Here is a 22,658-nt window from a genome sequence, read left to right on the forward strand (position 1 = left end):
GCTGTGGATTTTTCTTCAGGCCACCATGGGCAGTTTCAGACCGTGCTTCTTCGCCGTGGCCACCGCCAGTTCGTAGCCGGCATCGGCGTGGCGCATCACGCCCGAGCCGCAGTCGTTCACCAGCACGCGCGCCAGCCGCTCGGCGGCGGCGTCGGTGCCGTCGGCCACGATCACCATGCCCGAGTGTTGCGAGTAACCCATGCCCACGCCACCGCCGTGGTGCAGGCTGACCCAGCTGGCACCGCCTGCGGTGTTGAGCAAGGCGTTGAGCAAAGGCCAGTCGCTCACTGCGTCGGTGCCGTCTTTCATGGCTTCGGTTTCGCGGTTCGGGCTGGCCACCGAGCCGGTGTCCAGGTGGTCGCGGCCGATGACGATCGGCGCCTTGAGCTCACCGCTCCTCACCATCTCGTTGAACGCAAGGCCGGCCACATGGCGCTCGCCCAGGCCGAGCCAGCAGATGCGCGCGGGCAGGCCCTGGAAAGCGATGCGCTCGCGCGCCATTTCCAGCCAGCGGTGCGTGTGCGTGTTGTTGGGAAACAGCTCCTTGATCTTCGCGTCGGACTTGTAGATGTCTTCTGGATCGCCCGAAAGCGCCACCCAGCGAAACGGTCCCTTGCCTTCGCAGAACATCGGGCGGATATAGGCCGGCACGAAACCGGGGAAGTCGAACGCGTTCTTCACCCCCTGGTCGAACGCCACCTGCCGGATGTTGTTGCCGTAGTCGACCGTGGGTACGCCCATGGCCTGGAAATCGAGCATGGCCTGCACGTGCTGCGCGCAGCTGTGTGCAGCGGCGTCGGTCAGGGCCGGGTGCTGGGCCGGGTCGCGTTGCGCCGCGCGCCACTGCTCCAGCGTCCAGCCGGCGGGCAGGTAACCGTTGATGAGATCGTGGGCAGAGGTCTGGTCGGTCACGAGGCCGGGCTTGAAGCCGCTGGCCTGGCATCGGCGCACCAGCTCGGGCATGACTTCGGCGGCGTTGCCCAGCAACGCGATCGACATCACTTCTTTGCGGTCGGTGTGCTGCCGCACCAGCGCGAGCGCCTCGTCGATGTCTCGCGCCTGTTTGTCCACATAACGGGTGCGCAGGCGAAAGTCGATGCTGCTCTGCTGGCATTCGATGTTGAGCGACACAGCGCCGGCCAGCGTGGCCGCCAGGGGTTGGGCACCGCCCATGCCGCCCAGGCCGGCGGTGAGGATCCAGCGGCCTGCCCAGTCGTTGCCGTGGTGCTGGCGCCCAGCCTCCACGAAGGTTTCAAACGTGCCCTGCACGATGCCCTGGCTGCCGATGTAGATCCAGCTGCCGGCGGTCATCTGGCCGTACATGAACAGGCCCTTGCGGTCGAGCTCGTTGAAGTGTTCCCAGTTGGCCCACTTGGGCACCAGGTTGGAGTTGGCGATCAGCACGCGCGGCGCATTGGGGTGAGTCTTGAACACGCCCACCGGCTTGCCGGACTGAACCAGCAAGGTTTCGTCTTCTTCCAGCTCGCGCAGCGAAGCCAGGATCTGATCGAAGCAGGCCCAGTCGCGCGCCGCACGGCCAATGCCACCGTACACCACCAGGTGCTGCGGGTTCTCGGCCACTTCGGCGTCCAGGTTGTTCTGCAGCATGCGGTAAGCCGCCTCCGTGATCCAGTTCTTGCACGACAGCGTGCTGCCTCGGGGGGCGCGGATCACGCGGGTCGGGTCCAGGCGGGGGTCTGTGGGGGTGTTCATGGTGGAATTCAAAAAGCTGTACAAATGTATGGATAACAAACAAAGTTATCTATACATTATGCAGACCGGTGCATCGCCCCGTAAATACAATGGGGGGCATTTTTCACTGGTGGAAACCCTGCACGCCCGCCCAAGGAGCCGTTTTGTCCCGTACCCAAGAGCCTGCCTACCAGCGCATCAAGGCGCACGTGCTTGCCCACATTCACAGCGGGCACTGGAAAGAGGGCGACCTGATTCCAGGTGAAGAGGCGCTCGCGCGCGAGTTCGGTGTGTCGCGCATGACCGTGAACCGGGCCATCCGCGAACTCAGCGACGAACAGACGGTGGAGCGTGTGCAGGGCTCGGGCACGTATGTGGCGCAGCAGAAATACCAGTCCACATTGGTGGCCATCCGCAACATCGCCGAAGAAATCGCCGCACGCGGTCATGCGCACCGCAGCGATCTGCAGCGCCTGGAGCGGGTCAAGGCCACAGAGGCGCTGGCTCAGCAGTTCCGCCTGCCGCCGGAGCACCTGCTGTTCCATTCGGTGGTGGTGCATCTGGAAAACGAGAAACCCATTCAGGTGGAAGACCGATACGTGAATCCAACGGTAGCAGCCGAGTACATGCAGCAGGATTTTTCTTGCCTCACGCCCAATGCCTACCTGATGCGCGTTGCGCCTCTGCAGGGGGTGCAGTTTTCCATCGAGGCCCGCCTGCCGCCAGCCGACGTGCGCGAGATGCTTCAGATGTCGCGCGAGGAACCCTGCCTCGTGCTGCATCGGCAGACGCAGTCGCAAGGGCAGGTGGCCGCCGTCGCCACGCTGTGGCATCCGGCTTCGCGGTATCAGTTCACCGGCAGCTTCTGAGCGTTGCCCGAGGTGTGCAGCATTTCCCGGATGATTTCGCGCAAGCGAACCGGGCGCAGCGGCTTGTATTCGAGCCGAACTCCTTCAGCCAGACAGCGCGCCTGCAGGCTGTTCGCGAGGTCGCCGGTGAGGAGAAGTGCTGGTGCCTGGGCTGCTCCTGAGGTCTTGCGCAGCGTTTCGATGGCTTTCAAGCCGTTCTCCGTGCCCAGATGAAAATCCGCAATGATCAACTTCGGCTCCCAATCCATCGTTGTCAGCATGGATTGAACCTTGTGGGACGACGCGCCGGTCACGGGGTTGCAGCCCCAGGCACGCAGCATTTCCTCCATGCCGTTCAGAATTGCGACGTCGTTCTCGACCACGGCCACCACACCCAGCAGCGGATCGGCGTTCTCGGCACACTGAGCCATGGCCGGGGAGGCCACCACGGCTCGACCGAGGTGAACAGAAAAGCAGCTGCCTCGCCCGATTTCGGAACGCACCGACAGCTTGTGACCCATGAGTTCGACGCCTCGTCGCACAATGCCCAGCCCGAGACCGATGCCCTGGTCAAATTGCGAGGCTTTGGGGTCCGCAGTGACAAAGTCGTTGAAGACTTCGTCCAGTCGTTCTGGCGCAATGCCCACGCCAGTGTCCCGCACATGCAGCACCACTTCGTCGTCCAGTCTTTCCACCTCAATGTCGATCTCACCCTTGGCGGTGTACTTGATGGCGTTGGACACCAGGTTGAACAGCAGGCGACGCAGCAGGTAGGGGTCGGTGTGCACACAGACCATGGGAGCGGTGGCGTGCAGCTGCAGGCCCTTCTGTTGTGCCAGCGGCGCGTACATCCGGGCGGATTCTTCGATCAGGTCCTGCAAGGGTGTGGCTTGCATCCGGATTGGCAGCGATGCATTTTCCATGCGTGTGAAGTCCAGCAGATTGGTCATCATCTCGGAAAGCACAGCGACGTTCTCTGCCGCAAGCGTGTGAAACCTGCGCAGGCTGCGCGGATTCCTGGTCTGCTTGATGGCCTCCATGAGCAAACCCAATGCGTGCATGGGCTGGCGCAAATCGTGGCTGGCGGTGGCGAGCAGCATGGTTCTGGAGAGGGCCATTTGCTCCAGCGACTGGTTGCGCCTGGCCAGCTCCTCGACCAGTTGTTCGTTGCTCACCTGAAGTCTGAATTTTTCGCGCCGGTCAAGGTGAAAGTGTCTGGTCAAGAGGCCGAACGGGATCGTGAGTGCAACCAGGGTGGCCGCCACCGGAGGGCCCAGTGAGTCGTCGACCATCAACCACGCGTCGCAGAGAAGAAGCAGGGTCGGGGTCGCCAGTGCAACGACCTGGTGCATGGTGACCAGCCGCGGCGCCGCAGCGACCACCATGGCCAGGATCAAGGTCCAGAGCAACCGGAGCTCCAGCGGGGATTCGGGAAAGGCCATCAGCGCGGCGATGCCCACCAGACTCCCATAGATGAAGGCATTGGCGACCGCGGCGCGTCGCCAATGGTGCGCATCGGCCTTTCGCTCGGCCACGCTGAGCCGGGCGTACTGCGCGTTCATCAGCACGCGTGCGGCGAGGAAAAGGGCAAAGCCACCCGCCCACAGCACACAGCCCCACAACGGTGAATACGGCAGCATCAAACCGAGAAACGCAACCAGAATGAAGAAGTGAGGAGCGATAACCCCTCTGGAGAGGCTCATGGCCTGATCAATATCCAGGTACTCCAGTTCCAGTTCAAACGCTGTCCCTCTGTCGACAACAGCGGCGGGTTCTTCGGCTTCGTCAGCAGGGCTGGACGATGCATTGCGAGCGCTGATAGGCATTTGCCTTCTCGTGCCACCAGAGGCTGCCTCACTTTTCCGTGAGGTCACTCTGAAAACTATCACCCTTGCGTGGCAATGTAGTGCCGATTCTTCTCCGGGCCTAGTGGGGTAACACCTCACGGAGGCATCGACCGTGCAATAGGTCCATCCTCCATCGTCCCGTGTGGAGGTCGGCGCCTCAGGTGAGTTCGGCCAATTCCGGGTGGGTGCGTTGCTGGCCCGCCGCTGCACGGTCGGCGGAGACAGGGCTGACCGAAGCACCCAGCCTGGCAAGCAGGCGGCTCCATAGCCGCGCCGACGGCGTACCCTGAATCGACTCCGGGGCAGGGCGCCGGCGCAGCAGGCGGACTTCGAGCACGACATCGAGCGCATCACCCGCCGGCACCAGCAGGCCTTGTTCCAGCTCGCGGTGGATGTGGCTTTCTGGAAGGAATGCGATACCCGCGCCGGCCAGTGCCATGGCCTTCAGCGTGTCGAGCGAGTCGCATTCAAACACCCGGTGCAGGTGCGTGGTGTGTGATTGCCGCCGCAGTGCAGACTCCACGGTGCGCGCCAGTTCTGTGTCGGTCGCATGGGCCAGGTAGGCCTGGGGCTGGCGGGAATGCCCGGGCAGGGAATGGAGCGGCGCTCCGCTGGCCTGCGGACGTGAGCACGGCAGAAGCCGTTCATGGCCGAGTGAGAGAAATTCGCAGGCGGCTGCTTCGCGGGCCAGGGGCAGGTCGTCGCAGGCATGCACCAGGAGCAGGTCGCAGTGGCCGTCCACCAGGTGCTGCAGCCCTGCCCGAGGTTCGAGCACGGTCATGCGGGTACTGGTGGGGTTCAGCGTGTCGGACAGGTCGGTGATCCAGCCAGGAAAGAAGCCGCTGGCGAGCCAGGGCGATGCCGCGAAGGCAAGGGTGTCGTGGCTGGAGGGCGTGTGGCTTCGCAACATGGCGTGCGTGCGCTGGATGGATGCAATCAGCCCGGGCACCCGGGCGAGCAGCAGATCCCCTGCCGGCGTGAGCTGGGTCGGGTGGCAGCTGCGGTCCACCAGCGTGGCCTCGGCCCAGTCTTCCAGCGAGCGTATGCGCCGCGAGAACGCCGGCTGGGTGATGTGGCGCAGCCGCGCCGCGCGGCTGAAATTGCGCGTTTCGGCCAGCGTCCTGAAGTCAATCAACCAGTCGGTCTGCATGGGCTGGCCAGCTTATCGAGGCCCCTTCGCGTGCGGCCGCCGGTTCATGAGCTGCACACTGGAGTCCCCGAGGCAATGCTTTCGGGTCATGCGCCGTGGCCGGTCGGCCCACACGCGTCTGCCAGAATCGCCGTCTACCCATGACGACCTCCACATCCCTTCCCCAGGCCTCCCACGGGCCCCTCATCGCCAATCTGCTTGCCCAGCTGGCCTTCGGCCTGGTGGCCATGACGATCTGCATTCCTTCCATGCAGGAGTGGGGCGCCCAGTTTGGCTCCAGTCAGGCCGCGGTGCAGCTCACCTTCAGTGGCTACGTGGCGGCCTACGGCGGGTTTCAGCTGCTCTATGGCCCGTTGTCGGACCGGTTGGGGCGCAAGAAGATTCTGTTGTTCGGGCTGGCGCTGGCGGGCCTGGGCTCGGCGCTTGGCGCGCTGGCCACCGACCTCACCCAGCTCACCGCGGCCCGTGTGCTGCAGGGTGCGGGCAGCGCGGCGGGCATGGTGGTGGGCCGGGCCATGGTGCAGGACCTTTTCCACGGACCCGAGCGCACGCGTGTCATGGCGTACATCGGCATGGCCATGGGCTTGTGCCCGCCGCTGGCCACCATCATCGGCGGGCAGCTTCACGTGCAGCTGGGCTGGCAGGCCAACTTCGTGCTCATGACCGTGTTCGCTCTGCTGCTGCTGGTGGCGGCGTGGCGCGGCCTGCCCGACCATACGCCCGCCACCACCGTGCAACCGCACTGGCTGCGCGTCATGTTCTCTTCTTATGCGCGGCTGGCGCGCGAGCCTGCCTTTCTGCTGTACGTGACCATCCTGGCCATGACCACCGCCACGTTCTATGCCTTCCTGGCGGGCGCGCCGATCGTGCTGGGCAGCTACGGCGTTGGCCCGGACCGCATCGGCTACTACATCATGTGCGTGCCGCTCTCCTACATCGTGGGCAACTACCTCATCACCCACATGGCGCACCGCGCGGGCGACCGCACCATGATGCGGCTCGGCCAGGCGGCCACCGTGAGCGGGCTCTCGCTCATGCTCGTGCTGGGCATCGCCGGGGTGGATACACCGCTGGCGTTTTCGTTGCCGCTCATCCTGCTGGGATTGGGCCACGGCCTGCTGGTGCCGGCCGCGCTGGTGGGCACCGTGGGTCTGCTGCCCGCGCTGGCGGGCTCGGCCGCCGCTGTGGCCGGTCTGGCGCAGCAGGTGCTCGGCGCTTTCAGCGGTTATGCGGTGGGGCTGGTGCCGCACCACGGTGCGGTCAACCTGGGCTGGATCATGCTGGGCTTTGCACTGTGCGCGGCAGCGGCCCAGATCGCGCTGCACAGCCGGTCGGCGAGGCCTTAGCTCACTGCCATTCCAAGTCGAGCAGCTTCCAGTCGTCGCCTTCTCGGCGCCAGCGCAATGTGATGGCGTAAGGCGCGACGCGTTCGGGAATCAAGCCCTGCGCGCCCGAGAGCAGCACCTGCGCCTCGGTCTGCCCCGACAGGGGCGTGGCGGGATCCACCTGGCTGCGGCGTGTGACCGCCACCACCTTCACGTTCGGGTACCGCAGGAACAGCAGCGTCATGGTTTTCTGAGCCCATTCGCGGTCGAGCTCGGCCTGGGCGCGAAAGCGCGAGTGCAGCATGTCCATCACCGCGCTGGTTTTTTTTGCTTCGATGCGATCCTGCAATTGCTGCACCGCCGCTTCCAGCGAAACCTGCGGATCGTCTTTGGCGCAGGCAGCGAGAAGGAACGAGCTGCTCAAGGTCAACAAGGCGGATCGGCGGGTCAACGTCATCGAAGTCTCTTTCAGATTCAGCGGATGGCGGCGTGGCGTTGTTCCATTTCCTGCCGCATGGCTCGCCGCAACTCGGCCGCCGAGTGGCGGCGCTGCTCATCGGGCGTGGTCGGCTGCCGCTTGGGCACGGGCGTGGGCTTGCCCTGCGCATCCACCGCGACCATGGTGAAGAAGCAGCTGTTCACGTGGCGCTTGGCCTGCGTGCGGATGTTCTCCGCAATCACCTTGATGCCCACCTCCATCGACGACGTACCGGTGTGGTTGACCGAGGCCAGGAAGGTCACGAGCTCGCCCACGTGGATGGGCTGGCGGAACATCACCTGGTCTACGCTGAGCGTGACGACGTACGCGGCGGCGTAGCGGCTGGCGCAGGCGTAGGCCACCTGATCGAGCAGCTTCAAGATGGTGCCGCCGTGCACATTGCCGGAGAAGTTGGCGGTGTCGGGCGTCATCAGCACCGTCATGCTGAGCTGGTGGGTGGGCAGTTCCATGGCCGCTATTGTGTCGAGACCTGCGAGGTTAAGAATTCGTGGTTGCGAATATCGGCATTGTTCTTGCTAAATTACGGGCTCCCTTCCACCCTCTCTTTCAGGAGAACGCCATCAAACTCCGTCTACTTTCCCTCGCCGCCGTCGCGCTCATCAGCACCGCTGCTCTGGCTGGCCCGCAGGATCCGTCGCCCTTCGATGGCACCAAGTACGCGCCCCAGAAAGCGCTGTACGACTTCAACTTCGCCAAGCCGCTTGAAGGCAAGGCTGCGTTCGGGTACGTCAAGAACCACCTGCGTGCGATCAAGGAATACGGCGACCCGGCCAAGTCGCACATCGTGATCGTGGCGCACGGCAACGAGCTGCATGCGTTCTCCCGCCTCAACCGCGCGGCGTATCCCGACATGTACGAAGAGCTGAAGGCGCTGAAGGACGCGGGCGTCACCATCCGTGTGTGCAGCAACGCGGCCCGTTCGCGCGGCTACAAGCCCGATGAGTTCTACGACGTCATCACCGTGGTGCCCGCAGCCGTGATCGATCTCGCCAAGTGGCAGAACGAAGGCTACAGCTACATGTACGCCGAGATGTTCCCGCGCCTCACGCGCGAAGAACTGGTCAAGCAGACCATCGAGCTGCAGTAAGCCTGGCCGCTGGTTCAGGCTGGTTCAGCCTGGGCCAGCGCGTCGGTGGCGCGCAGTGCCTCGGCCTCGGTGCGGTACAGATGCAGCCGGGGGCTTTCGTCCAGGTGCCCGGCCAGCTTCAGCACGTTTTCCACCGGCAGCTTGATGCCCACCAGGTGCAGCTCGATGCGCTGATCGTCGAGTTGCTGGCGCAGCCGGCCGAAGGCTTCGGCGCCAGTGGCGTCGATCCAGTTGATCGGGTGGGCGATCAACATCACGTGGCGCGTGTCGGGGTGCGTGGCCACGTGTTCGGCCACCGCGCGCTCGAAGCCGGCGGCGGTGGCGAAATCGAGCGCGGCGTCCATGCGCAGCGCGTAGAGATGTGGCGCCAGTGGCGGCAGCTTCCACAGGTGGCGGTCGCGCAGGCTGCCGTCGGCGTGCAGGCCCACTTCAATGATGCGTGGGTGCAACCGCAAATACAGGAAGTGCGAGAGCGCCATGAGCACGCCCGCGATCACGCCCCAGTACAGGCGCGGCGCGGCGAGCACCGTCACGCCGAAGGTGATGGCGGCAATCACCGCCTCCACGCGCGAGAGCTTCCAGAGGAGCGTGAACGAACGCGGCTTGATCAGCCCCATCACCGCCACCAGCACGATGGCCGCGAGCACCGCCAGCGGCACGTGGTGCAGCAGCGGCGTGAGCAGCAGCAGCGCGAGAAGCACCACCCCCACCGAGAACACCGTGGCCCAGCCGGTCTTTGCACCGGCGTAAAGATTGAGCGCCGAGCGCGAGAACGACGAGCTGGTGGGAAACGCGCCACTGAAGCCCGAGGCCAGCTTGGCCAGCCCCTGGCCGATCAGGTCCTGGTCCTGGTCCCAGCGCTGGCCGCGCTGGCTGTTGTCCACCTTGGCGCTGGAGGCCGTCTCCAGAAAGCTCACCAACGTGATCACAAGCGTGGGCACCACCAGCTGGCCCAGCGTGGCCCACCCCGGCCAGCTCGGCAGGTAGGGCATGGGCAGACCCTGTGGCAGGGTGCCGATGACCGCGCCGCCCCGCGCCTCGAAACCCACCGCGTAGCTGATGGCCGCACTCCCGACCACCACGGTGAGCACGGTGGGAAACCCCGGGCGCAAGCGGCGCGCCAGAATCAGCAGGGCCAGGCTCGCCACACCGAACGCCAGAGCCGGCCAGTGCACCTGGGGCTGCGTGAACAGCGTGTCCCATTCCGAGAAGCCCAGCAGCGCCGGCAACTGCGAGGCGATGATGAGCACAGCGGCCGCTTGCGTGAACGCCATGAGCACGGGCGAATTCACCAGATTGAGCAGCCAGCCGAAGCGCGCGAACCCCAGCACGATCTGTAGCAGGCCACTGAGCAGGGCCAGCCACACCGCGAGCGCAATCCACTGCGCACTGCCCGGCGCGGCCAGCCCGCTGAGCGACGCGCTCACCAGCAGGCAGGTGAGCGCCGTGGGCCCCACCGAGAGGCGCGGTGAAGCGCTGAAAAGCACCGCGATGAGTGCCGGCAGCAGCGAGGCATAGATGCCCGTGATGAGCGGCATGCCGGCCAGCGCGGCGTAGGCCACGCCCTGCGGAATCACCATCAGGCCGACCGTGAGGCCGGCCATGGCCTCGCCTCGCAACAGGGTCGCGTCGGGGCGAGGCCAGGAGAGGAACGGGAACAGGCGTTGCAGGCGCGACATGCCTTGATCGTACCGGCAGGCGCTGCGTGCTCAGCGCTGGGGCATGTCCTTGGCGCCGTAGCCGAGGCTCACGGTGGCATCGGCGGGAATCGGCGGCACGCTCTCGTTCCACGCCAGCCATTGCGCGCGCATGCGTTCCAGCCGCTCGGGCTCGCGGCCGGCCAGGTTGGCGCGTTCGCGCTCGTCCTTCGCAATGTTGAACAGGTACTCGTGGCCGTCCACCTGCAGGTATTTCCAGTCGCCCTCGCGCAGCGCGCGTTGGCCGCGGTGGTTCATGCGCCAGTAGAGTGGCCGCTCGAAGCGCTGCGCCGGGTCGCGCAGCACCTCGAGCAGACTCACGCCGTCCAGCGGCCAGTCCGGGTCGGCCTGGCCGCCGCCGGCGTCCAGCAGCGTGGCCGACCAGTCCATCGTCATGCAGTGCTGGGTGCTCACCGTGCCGGGCTGAATGGCGGCGGGCCAGTGGGCGATCCACGGCACACGAATGCCGCCTTCGGTCAGGTCCATCTTGCCGCCCACCAGCGGCCAGCTGTCGGAGAAGCGCTCCCCGCCGTTGTCGCTGGTGAACACGATCAGCGTGTTCTCTTCCAGCCCATGAATTCGCAGCGCCGCCATGAGCTTGCCGATGCCTTCGTCCATGTGGTGAATCATGCGGCGGTAGGTGTGGATGTCGCCGCCGTGCAGATGGAACAGATTCTTCGCCACGTCGGGTGCCACGTGAGCATCGTCGCGCGTCTCCCACGGCCAGTGCGGCGCGGTGTAGTGCAGGCTGAGCAGAAAGGGCTTGCCGGCCTTCGCGTCGGCCGCGCGCTGGTGCACATGGTCCACCGCGCGATGCGACAGCACGTCGGTGAGGTAGCCCACCTCGTGGTGTTCGTTCTCGTCGATGTAGAGGTCGTGTTCGCCGCTGGAGGAGCAGTGCGTGAAGTAGTCGACCCCGCCGGCCATGATGCCGAAAAACTCGTCGTAACCCGAGCGGCGTGGCCCGAACGAGGGCGGGTAGCCCAGGTGCCACTTGCCGATGAGCGCGGTGTGGTAACCCGCCTTCTTCAGCAGCGAAGGCAGCGTGGGCACCTCGGGCGGCAGGCCCAGCGTGGTGCTGCCCTTGCTGCGGCTGTTGATGGGTTCTTCCATGGCGCCGCGCAGCCGGTACTGGTAGCGCATGGTAATGAGCGCGAAACGTGTGGGCGAGCACACCGGCGAGTTCGAATAGCCCTGCGTGAACTTCATGCCACCGGCGGCCAGGCGATCGATGTTCGGCGACACCGCACCGAAGTTCGCCTCGCGCCCGCCGTAGCAGCCGAGGTCGGCGTAGCCCAGGTCGTCGCAGACGATGTAGATGATGTTGGGGCGCTGGTCGGACATGATCGCGCTCATTCCACCTTCATGCCTGTGGCCTTCACGATCGGTCCGTAGCGGTTGTAGAGCGCGTCCATGCGCTGGGTGGCGGCGGCTCCGGTGAGGCCCTCGTAGAACAGGTCGAGCGTGGCCATGCGGGTCTGCAGGTCGGGCCGCTTGAGCGCGTCCACGATGCCCTTCTGCAGCGTCTGCACCACCGCGTCGGGCGTGGCGGCCGGCACCATCACGAGGTAGAGCACCTCCTGCTCGAGACTTTTCAGTCCGGCTTCGGCCACCGTCGGCAAATCGGGCGCCAGGCGCGAGCGCTGGCGGCTGGTCACGGCCAGCGCGGTGATCTTGCCGGTCTGCACGTGGGGCAGCATGCCCGGCGTGGCGAGCACGCCGCCATCCACTTCACCTGAAAGCACCGCGGTGACGGCAGGCGTGTTGCCCCGGTAGGGCACGTGCGTGATCTTCGCCTGCGTCGATTCCTTGATCACTTCCACCGCGAGATGCCCCGGACTGCCGCTGCCGGCTGAGCTGAAGTTGAGCCCTTTGCCTTTGGCGGCCTCCACCATGCCCGCCAGGTTCTTGATGCCGGTGCCCGGGTTCACGCCCACCAGCAGTCCCGAAGACGCCATCACCACCACCGGCTTGAAGTCGGTCCGCTTGAATGGCATGGCCGGGTACAGGTGCGGATTCACGGTGAACGTGGTGTCGATGCCGAACAGCACCGTGTAGCCATCGGGCGCGCTCTTGGCCACGTCGGCTGCGCCAATGTTGCCGCTGGCGCCGGCCTTGTTTTCCACCACGAATGGCTGCTTCAGGGTGTCCTGCAGCACGGCGGCCACCGAGCGCGCCAGCAGATCAGACGGGCCACCGGCCGGGAAGTTGTTGACGAAGCGCACCGGCTTGGACGGGTACGCGTCCTGCGCGGCGGCGAAGGGCACCACGGTGGCGGCGAGCAGGGCAACGGCGAGGCGGAGAGCGGAAATCTTCATGGAATAGTTCGATAGAAAGGAAAAGGGTCAGGGCTGATAGCCCGATTTCTGCACCACCGGTGCCCACTGCGCGCGGTAGGCCGCGAGCGAGGTGCGGGTCTGGGCCGGCGTGCTGGCCACCGGGCGCATGCGGGCTTCGTTGAAGCGCTGCACGGTTTGCGGGTCCTGCATCACCTCGCGAATGGCCTGGCCCAGTTGTTCCACGCGCGCAGCCGGTGTGCTGGCCGGCGCGAAGAAGGTGTTCCAGCCGTCGGCGCTCAGGTTCAGGCCGGCTTCCACAAAGGTGGGTATGGCCGGCGCAAAGGGTGAGCGTTTGGCGCTCGACACCGCGAGGATGCGGATCTTGCCGGCTTCGTGTTGCGGCAGCAACGTGTCGAAGGTGTCGAAGGCCACCGGCACCTGCCCACCCATGAGGTCGGTCAGCAGCGGGCCCGAACCCCGGTAGCCAATCACCTGCGCTTTCACGCCGGCCTTTTCGCCCACCATCAGGCCAAAGAAGTGCGGCAGGCTGCCGGTGGCCGGTACGCCGAAGTTGGCCTGCTCGGGGTTGGCGCGCAGCCAGGCCAGCAGGTGGTTGAGCTCGCGCACCGGCACGCCCGCGCCCACCGCCACGCCGAATTCGTAGGCGTTGGCCTGCGACACGGCCTGGAAGTCTTTCTCGGGGTCGTAGCCCGCGTCCTTGAACACCAGCGGCGCCACCACCATCACCGCCGGGTTGGCCATCAGCAGCACGTTCTGGCTGGCGGGTGCGCCGCGCAATTGCTGGGCGGCCAGGCGCCCACCAGCGCCGGTGCGGTTCTCCACCACCACCGTGGTGCCCAGTTTGGGGCCGAGCTTGTCGGCCACCAGCCGCGCCACGCGGTCGGTGGAGCCGCCCGGTGCATAGGGCACCACGATGCGCAAGGGACCATCCTGCGCCTGGGCGCGCAGGGGCAGGGCGGTGGTGGCGGCCATCGCGGCGGTGAGCGTGATCCACTGGCGGCGGGTTGTCATGGTGTCTCCTTGGAGGGACCGGGGTTTCCCGGTGCAGCCCACCATGCTATGCACGCACAATCAATTGCAGAAATCAATCATTGCGGGTGTTTTCCCCTACATGCCTGACCCAAGCCCCCACGACCGCCTGGCCGATCCGCGCCATCAGGCCGATCTGCTGCTCTACCGCCTCTACCGCATCCATGTCACGGCGGGGCGCATGGTGGTGCATATGTGCGAGACCGACTACGGCATCACCCGGCGCGAGTGGCGCATCCTGTCGTTCCTGGCCGAGCGGGAGGGCGCTCTCTCTTCGCAGCTCGCCGAGCACGCCATGCTGGACCGAGCCCGCACCTCGCGCACGCTGACCTCGCTGGCGGCCAAAAAGCTGGTGTCGCGCCAGCCGCGTCCCTCGGACCGGCGCGAGGTGCATGTGTTCCTCACCGACGAAGGCCGGCGGCTGTACGCCGAGATCTACCCGCGCGTGGCCGCCATCAACCGGGAGATCGTGTCCACGCTGAGCGCGAAGGAGCGTGAAATGCTCGATACGACGGTGGACATCTTGCAGGCCGAGGCCAGCCGGATGGTGGCGGCCCAGAAGGATTTGCCCCCGCCGGTGGACGGCGCGGAGTGACACGGGCGATAATGCATACCCTCATCGACGGCATGGCTGGCGCACCTTCAAGGCGCTGGTGGTGCCGGCCCTTGCTGACAGACCCGCTCCATTGCGGGGACACCTGACACATCGGGCCACCGCCGCCGTCGTTTCCCTCACCACCGATCCGGTGCACCCGCCTTCAGCTCGCGCCCTCGCAGGCCGGGGTGATCTTGACCGCTCACAAAAAGCGGCACATGGTGCTGGGCACCCCATTCCTGGAGGAGTCATCTCATGCAACTCATCGTCTCGGCCAGCCTCATCCTGGCCATCGTCATCTGGGGCGTTCTCGCCCCGGACTCATTGGCCTCGGTGTTCGACACCGCGCTGGCCGCCACCACGCGCGACTTCGGCTGGTTCTACCTCTGGGTGGTGCTCGGCCTCGTGGTCTTCGCGCTCATCCTGGCGTTCAGCCGCTATGGCGACCTCAAGCTCGGCGGCGAGGACGACGAGCCCGAGTTCTCGCTCGGCTCGTGGTTCTCCATGCTGTTCGCCGCCGGCATGGGCATTGGCCTGGTGTTCTGGGGCGTGGCCGAGCCGATCTCGCACTACGGCGGGCCGCCGCCCGGCATCGCGCCCAACACACCCGAGGCCGCCAACGCCGCCATGCGCTACAGCTTCTTCCATTGGGGCCTGCACCCCTGGGCGGTCTACAGCGTGGTGGCGCTCGCCATCGCGTTCTTCCAGTTTCGCAAGGGCGGCTCCGCGCTAGTGAGCACCTCGGTGCAGAGTCTGCCCTGGGCGCCCATGAAGAAGCTGGGCCCGGTGGTGAATGTGCTGGCGGTGATTGCCACCGCTTTCGGCGTGGCCGCCTCGCTGGGCATGGGCGCGCTCCAGATCAACAGCGGCCTCAACGCGATGTTCGGCCTGCCTGTGGGTGACGCGTCGCAAGTCGGCATCATCGTGGTGACCACCGTGCTGTTCCTCGCGTCGGCTGTCACCGGCGTCACCCGGGGCATCAAATGGCTTTCCAACATCAACCTCATGCTCGCCTCGCTGCTGGCGCTGGCAGTGTTCGCCTTCGGCCCCACCGTGGCCATCATCGATACCTTCACCACCACACTGGGCAGCTATGTGAGCGAGTTCGTGCGCATGAGCCTGCGCATGACGCCGTTCCGTGACAGCGGCTGGGTGAGCGGCTGGACCATCTTCTACTGGGCCTGGTGGGTGAGCTGGTCGCCCTTTGTGGGGCTGTTCATCGCGCGCGTCTCGCGCGGGCGCACCATCCGTGAATTCGTGCTGGGCACCATGCTCGCGCCCACGCTGGCAGCGTTCATCTGGTTCTCGGTGTTCGGCGGCACCGCGCTCCACCTGCAGATCATGCAGGGACTTCCGATCGCCGACGCGGTGAGCGCCGATGTGTCCACCGCGCTGTTCACCTTGTTCGACGCGCTGCCCATGGCGGGTCTGATGTCCGGCATCGCCACTATCCTCGTCATGCTCTTCTTCGTCACGTCGGGAGACTCAGCCACGCTGGTGCTGGGCATGATGAGCTCCGGCGGCAACGAGAACCCGAGCGCGCGCGTGAAGATCGTCTGGGGTGTGCTGATCTCGGGCATTGCCATCAGCCTGCTGCTGGCCGGTGGCCTGAAGGCCGTGCAGACCGCCACCATCGTGTTCGCTTTGCCGTTCACCGTGGTGATCGTGCTCATGGCCGTGGCCCTGTGGCGCGGCGTGCGCGACGACCACGCCGAAGACCAGCGCCGCGAGCGTGAGCTGCGCCGTCGCATGCGCAGCATGGTGGAACCTCCGCCCGCTGCATGACCATCGAACTGCTCCTCGCGCTGGGCAAGAGCTTTCTGTTCGTGTTTGCCGCGCTGCTGCCGATCCTGAACCCGGCGGCCACGGCGCCCATCTTTCTCGGCCTTACCGAGGGCGCGTCGGCATCCACGCGAGCTCTGCTGGCCCGGCGAATCGCCCGCAACATGATCTTCCTCATGGTGGGGTCCATGCTGGTGGGCAGCTACGTGCTGGATTTCTTCGGCATTTCGCTGCCCATCGTGCGCGTGGGTGGTGGGCTGATCGTGGCGTCGGCGGCGTGGCGCCTGCTCAACACCAGCCATGCCAGCGACGATCGTCGCACTGCGCTGGCCGAGGCCTTTACTCCCGATCAGGCGCGCAGACAGGCGTTCTACCCGCTCACCTTTCCCATCAGTTGTGGACCCGGCTCCATCGCAGCGGCCATCACGGTGGGCGTGGCCCTGCACGACCAGAAACTCGGCCTGTCCCTCGCCCGCATTGGCGGCGGCGTGCTCGCGGTGCTGGCCATCGGCGTCGTGCTGTACCTGGCCTTTCGCTACGCCCAGCGCCTGCTGCGGCCGCTGGGCGAGGCGGGCACGGTGATTTTCCTGCGCCTGTCGGCCTTCATCCTGCTGTGCCTGGGCGTGCAGATCGTGTGGGACGGCTTGAGTGAATTGCTCCGTGGTTTGCTGGTGATTCAGCACACGCCCCCACTTCCGGTGCGCGATGTCTCCCCCTAGACTGGGGGCTCGTTCCACCCAGGAAGGCCCGCATGAGAAGGCGAACCCGGTTGTTGCTCGCGCTCGTGGCGCTGATGACCTTGCTCTCGGCCAGTTTCCTCTGGTGGCAGTCGGAGCGCTCGCGCCACCTGCAGCGCAATCAGTTGCTCGCGCAGGCGGACCAGCGCAGCCTGCAGCTGGCCGATGCCATGGCCAACCAGGTGGGCGCGCTCATCAGCGTGCTCGACCTTGAACTGGGTGGCTTGCGCCGCGAGTGGGCGCGTGCCCCCGCGACCATCGACGTCGAGGCGCAAGCCCTGCTGGCCGCGCTGCCCACGGGCTTCGTCACGCACATCTCGCTGACCGACGCGCAGGGCTTCGTGGTCTACAACAGCCGCGGCGTGCCTGAACGGCCTTACGTGGGCGACCGCGAGCACTTTCAGTTGCTGCAGAAAACCGGTGTCGACCGGCTGGTGATCGGCAAGCCGGTGTATTCGCGGGTGGTCAACGAATGGGCTTTCGTGGTGAGCCGGCCGCTGCTGCGCGATGGCCGCTTCGACGGCACGGTGCAGTTCCTGGTGTCGACAGACTATGTATCCCGTCGGCTCGCCGCCTTGCAACTCACGCCTAAAGACGTGGTGGCCCTGGTCCACACCGACGGCACCTTCATGGCGCGCAGCCGCGACAACGCCGCCGCCATGGGCCAGCGTGTGCCGGCAGAACGGCCGTACCTTGCAACGGGCAGCAGCGAGCAGGCCGGCATCTTTCATGTGGACGGTCTGCTCGATGGCACGCCGCGCACCTACGGCTGGCGCCGCATACCCGACCATGGCCTCGTGGTGGCGATCGGGCTGGAGCGCGCTTCGGTGCTGGAGCCGGTGGAGGCGGGCCTGGCGCGCTCGCAGGCGATCACCGCCGCGCTCGCCTTGCTGCTGTTGCTGTGCGGCGGCTGTATCGTGTGGCTGCTGCTGCGGGCCGAGCGCTCGCAGGTGGCGCTGAAAGAGAGCGAAGCGCGCCTGAAGGAAGCGCAGAAACTCGCCCGGCTGGGCAGCTGGCAACTGGACCTGCACGACAACCGCCTGAACTGGTCCGACGAGATCTTTCGCATTCTCGAAGTCGACCCGACCGAGTCGCCTTCCTACAAGCACTTCATCGAGGCGGTCCATCCGGACGATCGCGCGCTCATCAACCGCACCTACAAGACCTCGGTGGAGGGCCGCCAGCCGTACGAGGTGGTGCACCGCCTCCTGATGCGGGATGGCCGGGTGAAACACGTGCGCGAGGCCGGCTTCACCCAGTTCGATAGCGAGAAGCCCGCGCGCAGCGTGGGCACCGTGCAGGACATCACCGAGGTGCACCTGGCCGAAGAGGCCCTGCGCAAGCTCAATGAAGAGCTGGAGACCCGCGTGGCCGAGCGCACGCGCGAGCTCTCGGTGGTCAACCGCGAACTCGAAGCCTTCACCTACAGCGTCTCCCACGACCTGCGCACGCCGCTGCGCACCATCGACGGTTTTGCCCGCCTCGTGGAAGAAGACGATGGCGACCGGCTGAGCGCGCAGGGGCGCAGCCACTTGCGCCGCATCATCACCGCCGTGCACCGCATGAGCCAGCTCACCTCGGACCTGCTGGCGCTGGCGCAGATCAGCCGCGCCGAGTTGCACCGCGAGCCGGTGGACTTGAGCGCCATGGCCCGCACGGTGGCCGACGAACTGGCGCGCAGCGATGCCGGTCGCACCGTGGCGTGGCACATCGAAGCGGGCCTGCAGGTGACGGCCGACCCCGGCCTGATGCGCGTGGTGCTGGAGAACCTGCTGGGCAATGCGTGGAAGTACACCAGCCAGACCGCGCAGGCCCGCATCGAATTCGTGCGCAGCTCGCGCACCGAAGTTGGCGGGCAGGAAGAATTCTGCGTGCGCGACAACGGCGCCGGATTCGACATGACCTACGCCGCCCAGCTCTTTGAACCCTTCAAGCGGCTGCACCGCCAGCATGAGTTTGATGAAGGCACGGGCTTTGGCCTGGCCACCGTCCACCGCGTCATCGAACGCCACGGCGGGCGCGTGCGCGGCGAAGGTGTGGTGGGGCAGGGCGCGGCGTTTTACTTCAGTGTGGCCGCGCCCGGCCGCTGAGGTTCACCTCAGGTCGTAGCGGTCCAGGTTCATCACCTTGGTGAAGGCTGCCGCGAAATCGCGCACGAAGTCCTTCTGCGCATCGCTGGCGGCGTACACCTCGGCGAGCGCCCGCAGCACCGAGTTCGAGCCGAACACCAGGTCCACGGCGGTGCCGGTCCATTTGAGCGAGCCATTGGCGCGGTCGCGGCCTTCGAGCACGCCGGGTGTGGTGGCGGATTTCGTCCACACCGTGCGCATGTCCAGCAGGTTCACGAAGAAGTCGTTCGTCAGCGTGCCGGGCTGGTGGGTGAACACGCCGTGCGCGGTCTGGCCGGCGTTTGCGTTGAGCGCGCGCAAGCCACCGATGAGCACCGTCATCTCGGGGGCGGTCAGCGTCAGCAGGTTGGCCTTGTCGAGCAGGCGCTCGGCCACCGAGCCTTCGAGCCCGGCCTTGGCGAAGTTGCGGAAGCCGTCGGTGGTGGGCTCCATCACGGCAAAGGCCTCCACATCGGTCTGCTCCTGCGAAGCATCGGTGCGCCCGGGCGAGAACGGCACCACCACCGCGTGCCCTGCCTTCTTCGCCGCTTCTTCCACCGCAGCGGAGCCGGCCAGCACGATCAGGTCGGCCAGAGAAATCTTCTTGCCACCCGACTGCGCGCCGTTGAACTCCTGTTGAATCGCCTCCAGTTTCTGCAGCACTTTGGCCAGCTCGGCCGGCTGGTTCACTTCCCAGTCTTTCTGCGGCGCCAGGCGGATGCGCGCGCCGTTGGCGCCACCGCGTTTGTCCGATCCCCGGAAGGTGGAGGCCGATGCCCACGCCGTGATGACCAGTTGAGAAACCGACAGGCCCGAGGCCAGCACCTTGGCCTTCAGCGCAGCCACATCGGCGTCGTTCACCAGCGCGTGGTCCACCGCCGGCACCGGGTCTTGCCAGATCAGCTCTTCCTTCGGCACCAGCGGGCCGAGGTAGCGGGAGAGCGGTCCCATGTCGCGGTGCGTGAGCTTGAACCAGGCGCGCGCGAACGCGTCGGCAAACTCCTGCGGGTTCTGGTGGAAATGGCGCGAGATTTTTTCGTACGCGGGGTCCATGCGCAGCGCCAGGTCTGCGGTGGTCATCATCGGCGCGTGGCGCTTCGATGGGTCGTGCGCGTCGGGCACCAGCGTGGCGGCCGCAGGATCTTTGGGTTTCCACTGGTGGGCGCCGGCAGGGCTCTTCGTGAGTTCCCATTCGTGGCCGAACAGGGTGTCGAAGTAGCTCATGTCCCACTGGGTCGGGGTGGGCGTCCACGCGCCCTCGATGCCGCTGGTGATGGTGTTCACGCCATGGCCGGCGCCAAAGCTGTTCTTCCAGCCCAGGCCCTGTTCTTCCAGCGTGGCGCCTTCGGGTTCCTTGCCCATGTACTGGCCCGGGTCGCCGGCGCCGTGGCTCTTGCCGAAAGTGTGGCCACCGGCCACCAGCGCCACGGTTTCATAGTCGTCCATCGCCATGCGGGCAAACGTGTCGCGAATGTCGCGCGCCGAGCCCAGCGGGTCCGGCCTGGCGTTGGGGCCTTCCGGGTTCACGTAAATCAGGCCCATCTGCACCGCGCCCAGCGGGTTCTCCAGATCGCGGTCGCCGGTGTAGCGTTTGTCGCCCATCCATTCGGCTTCGGGACCCCAGTAGATGTCTTCGGGTTCCCACACGTCGGGCCTGCCACCGGCGAAGCCGAAGGTCTTGAAGCCCATCGAATCCAGCGCCACGTTGCCGGTCAGGATCATCAGGTCGGCCCACGATAGCTTGCGCCCGTATTTCTGCTTGATCGGCCACAGCAGGCGGCGCGCCTTGTCCAGGTTGCCGTTGTCTGGCCAGCTGTTGAGCGGCGCGAAACGCTGCGTGCCCGAGCCCGCGCCGCCACGCCCATCGGCAATGCGGTAGGTGCCGGCGCTGTGCCACGCCATGCGGATGAAGAACGGCCCGTAGTGCCCGTAGTCGGCCGGCCACCAGTCCTGCGAATCGGTCATCAGCGCGTGCAAGTCCTTGATCACCGCGTCCAGGTCCAGCGTCTTGAATTCTTTGGCGTAGTCGAATTCATCCCCCATGGGGTCGTTCAGCGGCGAGTGCTGGTTGAGCAGCTTCACGTTGAGCTGGTTGGGCCACCAGGTGGCGTTGGTGGAAGCACCGCCGATGGTGTTGCGGGGGGCGCCCGAAAAGGGGCACTTGGCTTCGGTGGACATGGGTTTCTCCATTGAGGTTGTTGTTGATCGACAGGTGAACAGGCAGTCTAGGCGCTGCTCACGCATCGTTCAATGAAGTTTTCCCAATGGCGGCCATAGCCAGAGGGTGCGCCAGCACTGCCTCTCGGGGTTCAGTCGCGCAGCACGTCGCGGATCGAAGGGTCCTTGTCGAACTGTGACTTGGCAAACGGGCAGAGCGCGATCACCTTGGTCTTCGACTCGCGGGCCCAGGTCACCAGCGCATCCAGCAATTGGCGCCCCACACCCTGGCCCTTCAGGCTTTCGTCCACCTCGGTGTGGTCGATCACGATCAACGATTCGTTGACGCGGCTGTAGGTCATCTCGGCCAGGCGCTTTCCTTCGTGCTGGAACACGAACGCGCCTTTTGATCCTGTTTCCTGTTGCTGAATGGGATGGGTCACGGAGGGTCTCCTGGGTCAGGCCAGCACGTCGCGAATGGAGGCATCGCGATCGAACTGCACTTTCACATACGAGCAGACGGGCACCACCTTGGTGTGGTTCTCGCGCGCCCACGCCACCATCGCGTCCTGCAGCTGGCGCGCCACGCCCTGGCCGCGCAGGCTCGGGTCCACGAAGGTGTGGTCCACCACCACCAGTGAAGGATTGGTTCGGGTGTAGGTCATTTCGGCAATGCGCCGGCCGTCGCGCTGAATGACGAAAGCGCCGCGCGACGCGCTCTCCTGATGCTGGATGGGGAGTGTCATGGGGGTAGTTTGCCTCAGCAGAATGCATCGCACCTGCGCTCGCGCACGAGCCCTGTCAACGGGCCTGGGCTTTCTTGCGTGAGGCGCGCGGAGCCGCCTCGGCAGGCAACGACACCGTGTCAAAAAATGCCTTCACCATGCGCATGGTCCGCCGCTCCGCCAGGCACACCACGTGCGCGTAGGTGAAGATGTCCGAGTCGCTGATGCTCACCATGTGCAGGCCCGGGCCGGGCACGAACTCCACCGTGGACACCGCCGCGATGCCGATGCCTTGCGACACGGCTTCGCGGATCACCTCGCGGCTGCTGATCTCCATCACCACCTCGGCCTCCACGCCGGCCTTCTGCATCGCCAGCTCCAGCGCCTTGCGCGTGGTGGAACCGTGTTCGCGCAGGATCATGCGCTCGCCCTCCAGCTCTGCCAGGCGGATGCTGCGGCGGCGCGCGAAGCGGTGGCTGGTGGAGGTGAAGATGCCCACGGGGTGGCGGCTGAACGGCACCGAGAGGAAACGGTCGTCCTTCACCAGTTGCGCGAGCACGCCCACGTCGGCGCGGTAGTCGAGCAGGCGGTCCAGCACGTCCTGCGAGTTGCCGGTGCTCACGCTCACCTTGATGTCGGGGTAGTGCTGGCTGAAGTCGGCCAGCATCTGCGTGACGTGAAACGGCCCCACCGCCGCCACCCGCAGCAGGCCGGTGCGCAGCTCGCCCGCATCGCCCAGCAGGCTCACTGCATCCGATTCCAGACTGAAGATCTGCTGTGCCAGCTGCATCAGTTGTTCACCGAGTTGCGTGAGCTGCACGCGCCGACCGCTGCGGTGAAACAGCTCCACCTTGTAGGCCTCCTCGAGAAACCGAACCTGCGTGGTGATGGTGGGCTGGCTCACGTGCAGATGCTCTGCCGCCTTCGTGAAACTGCCCATGCGGGCCACCGCATAGAACGATCGGAGCTGGGTGAGTCGCATATAAAAAATGAATGGAAGTGGCGAAATCTTTGAATTGGTCGAATTGTGAATGAGGTGGTTTACTGCGTCCAGAGCGGTGCAGGAGTCATAAGAACCAC

General features: G+C 65.9%; 20 protein-coding genes. 7 read left to right on the forward strand and 13 right to left on the reverse strand.

The features are described 5' to 3' along the window. Positions 1 to 15: 15 nt before the first annotated feature. Positions 16 to 1,713 (reverse strand): urocanate hydratase, encoded by a 1,698-nt coding sequence (gene hutU / locus CAP37_RS14965; protein ID WP_086125046.1) that lies wholly within the window; start codon positions 1,711 to 1,713, stop codon positions 16 to 18. Between the two features lie 143 nt (positions 1,714 to 1,856). Between hutU and hutC the strand changes: the two genes are divergently transcribed. After that, a complete protein-coding gene (gene hutC, locus CAP37_RS14970; RefSeq protein ID WP_256927016.1) occupies positions 1,857 to 2,561 on the forward strand; it encodes a histidine utilization repressor in 705 nt (234 codons plus the stop codon). Here hutC and CAP37_RS14975 read toward each other — a convergent pair. Next, positions 2,540 to 4,366: an ATP-binding protein gene (locus CAP37_RS14975; protein WP_179190244.1), complete on the reverse strand. Its 1,827-nt coding sequence runs from the start codon at positions 4,364 to 4,366 to the stop codon at positions 2,540 to 2,542. The genes hutC and CAP37_RS14975 overlap by 22 nt on opposite strands. A 178-nt stretch (positions 4,367 to 4,544) precedes the next feature. Beyond that, the gene (locus CAP37_RS14980; protein WP_086125049.1) at positions 4,545 to 5,537 is read right to left on the reverse strand and encodes a LysR family transcriptional regulator; all 993 of its coding nucleotides are present in this window, start codon (positions 5,535 to 5,537) and stop codon (positions 4,545 to 4,547) included. A 140-nt stretch (positions 5,538 to 5,677) separates the two neighbouring features. On the opposite strand from CAP37_RS14980, the gene CAP37_RS14985 reads away from it, so the two are divergent. Then, on the forward strand, positions 5,678 to 6,883 hold the full coding sequence (locus CAP37_RS14985; RefSeq protein WP_086125050.1) for a Bcr/CflA family efflux MFS transporter: 1,206 nt from the start codon (positions 5,678 to 5,680) through the stop codon (positions 6,881 to 6,883). Between the two features lies 1 nt (position 6,884). Here the strand turns inward: CAP37_RS14985 and CAP37_RS14990 are convergent, their stop codons facing one another. Together CAP37_RS14990 and CAP37_RS14995 are read right to left on the reverse strand one after the other, a co-directional pair. Next, positions 6,885 to 7,319 carry a hypothetical protein gene (locus CAP37_RS14990; protein ID WP_086125051.1) on the reverse strand — a complete coding sequence of 145 codons (435 nt, stop codon included), beginning with the start codon at positions 7,317 to 7,319 and terminating at the stop codon, positions 6,885 to 6,887. 17 nt (positions 7,320 to 7,336) lie between these two features. Then, positions 7,337 to 7,810 carry an acyl-CoA thioesterase gene (locus CAP37_RS14995; protein ID WP_086125052.1) on the reverse strand — a complete coding sequence of 158 codons (474 nt, stop codon included), beginning with the start codon at positions 7,808 to 7,810 and terminating at the stop codon, positions 7,337 to 7,339. A 38-nt stretch (positions 7,811 to 7,848) separates the two neighbouring features. Between CAP37_RS14995 and CAP37_RS15000 the strand changes: the two genes are divergently transcribed. Next, complete coding sequence (locus tag CAP37_RS15000; RefSeq protein WP_256927017.1) at positions 7,849 to 8,448, forward strand: DsrE family protein; 600 nt, start codon at positions 7,849 to 7,851, stop codon at positions 8,446 to 8,448. A gap of 14 nt (positions 8,449 to 8,462) precedes the next feature. Here the strand turns inward: CAP37_RS15000 and CAP37_RS15005 are convergent, their stop codons facing one another. From CAP37_RS15005 to CAP37_RS15020, 4 genes are read right to left on the reverse strand one after another with little or no spacing between them, the layout of a single operon-like run. Continuing rightward, positions 8,463 to 10,127, reverse strand: a complete 1,665-nt coding sequence (locus tag CAP37_RS15005) for a SulP family inorganic anion transporter (RefSeq protein WP_086125053.1) — start codon at positions 10,125 to 10,127, stop codon at positions 8,463 to 8,465. A gap of 30 nt (positions 10,128 to 10,157) precedes the next feature. Beyond that, the gene (locus CAP37_RS15010) at positions 10,158 to 11,489 is read right to left on the reverse strand and encodes a sulfatase (RefSeq protein ID WP_256927018.1); all 1,332 of its coding nucleotides are present in this window, start codon (positions 11,487 to 11,489) and stop codon (positions 10,158 to 10,160) included. Positions 11,490 to 11,497: 8 nt separating this feature from the next. Then, entirely contained in the window at positions 11,498 to 12,463 is a 966-nt protein-coding gene (locus tag CAP37_RS15015; protein ID WP_086125055.1) for a tripartite tricarboxylate transporter substrate binding protein, read from the reverse strand. Positions 12,464 to 12,490: 27 nt separating this feature from the next. Continuing rightward, the gene (locus CAP37_RS15020) at positions 12,491 to 13,456 is read right to left on the reverse strand and encodes a Bug family tripartite tricarboxylate transporter substrate binding protein (RefSeq protein WP_179190245.1); all 966 of its coding nucleotides are present in this window, start codon (positions 13,454 to 13,456) and stop codon (positions 12,491 to 12,493) included. Between the two features lie 100 nt (positions 13,457 to 13,556). Between CAP37_RS15020 and CAP37_RS15025 the strand changes: the two genes are divergently transcribed. From CAP37_RS15025 to CAP37_RS15040, 4 genes are all read left to right on the forward strand, one after another. Beyond that, positions 13,557 to 14,069 carry a MarR family winged helix-turn-helix transcriptional regulator gene (locus CAP37_RS15025; RefSeq protein ID WP_086125056.1) on the forward strand — a complete coding sequence of 171 codons (513 nt, stop codon included), beginning with the start codon at positions 13,557 to 13,559 and terminating at the stop codon, positions 14,067 to 14,069. A 255-nt stretch (positions 14,070 to 14,324) separates the two neighbouring features. Further along, complete coding sequence (locus CAP37_RS15030; RefSeq protein WP_086125057.1) at positions 14,325 to 15,854, forward strand: BCCT family transporter; 1,530 nt, start codon at positions 14,325 to 14,327, stop codon at positions 15,852 to 15,854. Continuing rightward, the gene (locus CAP37_RS15035; RefSeq protein ID WP_086125058.1) at positions 15,851 to 16,570 is read left to right on the forward strand and encodes a MarC family protein; all 720 of its coding nucleotides are present in this window, start codon (positions 15,851 to 15,853) and stop codon (positions 16,568 to 16,570) included. Before CAP37_RS15030 ends, CAP37_RS15035 begins: the two co-directional genes overlap by 4 nt. 32 nt (positions 16,571 to 16,602) lie before the next feature. Then, positions 16,603 to 18,678 (forward strand): sensor histidine kinase, encoded by a 2,076-nt coding sequence (locus CAP37_RS15040; RefSeq protein WP_086125059.1) that lies wholly within the window; start codon positions 16,603 to 16,605, stop codon positions 18,676 to 18,678. A gap of 3 nt (positions 18,679 to 18,681) precedes the next feature. On the opposite strand, the gene katG is transcribed toward CAP37_RS15040, so the two are convergent. The 4 genes from katG to CAP37_RS15060 all read right to left on the reverse strand — a co-directional run bounded on the left by katG (position 18,682) and on the right by CAP37_RS15060 (position 22,560). Beyond that, the gene (katG, locus tag CAP37_RS15045; RefSeq protein WP_086125060.1) at positions 18,682 to 20,874 is read right to left on the reverse strand and encodes a catalase/peroxidase HPI; all 2,193 of its coding nucleotides are present in this window, start codon (positions 20,872 to 20,874) and stop codon (positions 18,682 to 18,684) included. A gap of 131 nt (positions 20,875 to 21,005) precedes the next feature. Beyond that, positions 21,006 to 21,296, reverse strand: a complete 291-nt coding sequence (locus tag CAP37_RS15050; protein WP_086125061.1) for a GNAT family N-acetyltransferase — start codon at positions 21,294 to 21,296, stop codon at positions 21,006 to 21,008. 15 nt (positions 21,297 to 21,311) lie between these two features. Continuing rightward, the gene (locus CAP37_RS15055; protein ID WP_086125062.1) at positions 21,312 to 21,599 is read right to left on the reverse strand and encodes a GNAT family N-acetyltransferase; all 288 of its coding nucleotides are present in this window, start codon (positions 21,597 to 21,599) and stop codon (positions 21,312 to 21,314) included. 55 nt (positions 21,600 to 21,654) lie between these two features. After that, positions 21,655 to 22,560, reverse strand: coding sequence for a LysR substrate-binding domain-containing protein (locus CAP37_RS15060; protein WP_086125063.1), 906 nt, complete (start codon positions 22,558 to 22,560; stop codon positions 21,655 to 21,657). Positions 22,561 to 22,658: the final 98 nt, after the last annotated feature.

The organism is Hydrogenophaga sp. IBVHS1, assembly GCF_002127265.1.
Lineage (GTDB): Bacteria > Pseudomonadota > Gammaproteobacteria > Burkholderiales > Burkholderiaceae_C > Hydrogenophaga.